At 29.7% G+C, this 2,352-nt stretch carries 3 protein-coding genes; all 3 read right to left on the reverse strand.

The genetic code is table 11. The features are described 5' to 3' along the window. Positions 1–218: 218 nt before the first annotated feature. Entirely contained in the window at positions 219–863 is a 645-nt protein-coding gene (locus ACJBCC_RS17170) for a hypothetical protein (RefSeq protein WP_407557915.1), read from the reverse strand. Between the two features lie 191 nt (positions 864–1,054). Next, positions 1,055–1,477 carry a hypothetical protein gene (locus tag ACJBCC_RS17175; RefSeq protein ID WP_407557916.1) on the reverse strand — a complete coding sequence of 141 codons (423 nt, stop codon included), beginning with the start codon at positions 1,475–1,477 and terminating at the stop codon, positions 1,055–1,057. Positions 1,478–1,628: 151 nt separating this feature from the next. After that, positions 1,629–2,264 (reverse strand): hypothetical protein, encoded by a 636-nt coding sequence (locus ACJBCC_RS17180; RefSeq protein WP_407557917.1) that lies wholly within the window; start codon positions 2,262–2,264, stop codon positions 1,629–1,631. Positions 2,265–2,352 lie beyond the last annotated feature (88 nt).

The following is a 2,352-nucleotide window of genomic DNA, read 5'->3' on the forward strand; positions in this document are numbered from 1 at the left end:
TGATATTGATGTGTTTTTTCCCATTTTGGCTATATTTTACTCAAATATACCAAATCTTGGTAACGTAGCCAAATTGCTCACAACGGTTTTGTGTATGATTTGGTTGCGTGTTTAAGCAATAAAGTTAGCAAATAAATTACGAATAGAAAGTCCGCGAGGACTTTCGCAAGTAGGCTTTAACTAGCAATGAATTATACACGGTGTTAGCCACAGGTTTTTCATTCTCCAGTCGCTAACTTATGTAATTCATTTTGTAATTCCAGCCTATTTTTAATTCTGTCAGGTATCTCTAATCCAAATCGTTTTTCAATGATTTCAATTGTAGTTAAACTCATTATATATGCATTCATTTTCAATCCATTTTTTATATATTCTGGGTCTTTTTTTAAAATTTCTTCAACTGTCCATCCTTTATATTTTTTTAAATCAACTACAGAGTTTAATCTAAACTTTAAATAAGTTCTTCTCTTTCTTTTAATTTCTGAAAATTCGATTTTCCATTCTTTAGTTGTTATTTTATCACGAAACTTTTGAGAACCTAGTTGAAATGATTTATATGGCTTTCTTGTCTTATCGTCTAGCATCGTTTTTTCAGATATATATCCTAGTTTCTTGAAACTCTCCAAATCGGATTTTATATAATAAGAACTGATTTTTGCTTGAGTTTCCAACCATCCAAAATCATTTTGGTCAAACTGTCCATATCTTGTTTCAAATTCACAAATGGTATCTAAAAAATTCTGAGATTTATTATTAAGTTTATTGTAATGTTCATCAGCCTTAATGGCTTCATATATTTCATTAAAAGGTTCTTCTATATATTCGTGTTTTTGAGTACCTTCATTAAATTTGCCTATTAACATAATTATATTTTGATTTAATTTAATATAGATTGAGTTTTCAATTTTTGTATTTTGGATGTATCATTTAACTTGTGGCTAACGTTCTCGTATAAGAATAGTTGCGGGTTTACGTGCGAGGATTTTCCGCAGGAAAATCAGACGTAGTAAACTTGCAACGACCTTTAGTTAAGCCCAAAATTGAGCAATTATTTTTATACATTGTTAGCTTTAGTTTTTTGTTTTTCATTCACTCGTTTTCTTATATTCATAATGCTTGGAATAATCAGAAGTAATTGTACAAATATTATAAATCCAATTAGTGCAATTAAAATAGTCCAAATGTTTTCTAATTCTACATTTTCAAAATAATTCAAAATGACCAAGGCTATTGGGATAAAAAGAAAAGTATAGAAATTCGAAATTGGGATTATTTTCAAATCATTTTCCGTTTTAAAAATAAATTCAGGCGAATAATAGTCCGCATAATTTCCAGGAAAATATTTCACGTAATATTTGAATTCAGATTTATATTTAGTTGTTATTGAAGAACCATTTTCAAACAAAACTTTTCTTTTCCGTTCTATTTCAGTCGGGATAAAATGTTTTAAAAATAGCTGTTTGTCTATGTTCTTCATTCGAATTAAAGCTAACGTGTTTGTATATGATTTGTTGCGTGTTTCAAGCAACTAATTTAGTAAATAATTACGGACAACGAAAGTCCGCGAGGACTTTCGTAAGTAGGCTAGAACTAGCAATAAATTATATACGGTGTTGTGCGTTCGTTTTTTATTTCCATTGTATGTTTTTCAAGTGGGTTTTCTTTAATGAATATCCATCGTTAAAAAACAATTTTCCGTTATTCAAAACCATTATTTTATCTGTCAAAAATCTCGGAACAGCGTTTAAGTCCAAATCTCTCACAATAATTTCTATTTCGTTATAATTCGGATTATCGATTTCTATTGTTTCTTTTTGCCCTAAATAATGATAGGTAATAGTCTTAATTTCTTGACTTTCTAATTCCGCAATTCCATTCACGTCTGCTGCTTTTCCTTCGTTTTGGTCATTCACTACAATGAACGCAGCTGCAAGAGGTAATTCCAAATCTCGGATTGTAATTTTGATATTCTCAATTCGGTCAGGATTTATTTTTCCGCTATAAGTCGTACTTGCATTTTTTGGTTGTTCAAATGTGTTCAGTTTTATACTGTCAGTAGATATTTGTTCCCAATTTCCTTTGACTACAGTTCCGCCACCAACATCCATAAAAATAAAATACTCAAATGTTTTGTCCGATTTCAGTTCAATTTGAGTGCAAGCAAGGTAACTTTTTCCGCATTTTCCATATAAACCAATTACGGATTTATTCGTTGAACACGAACTAAAAAAAAGTAAAATTAAAGTCAGTTTAATGTATTTCACGGGTTTTTCTTAAATGTCTTGTCCTGAAATATGGCTACAGGTTAAAATTGAATTAAGCTGATAATTTATATACCATATTAGGTGTTTT

Source organism: Winogradskyella sp. 4-2091, assembly GCF_045765065.1.
Lineage (GTDB): Bacteria > Bacteroidota > Bacteroidia > Flavobacteriales > Flavobacteriaceae > Winogradskyella.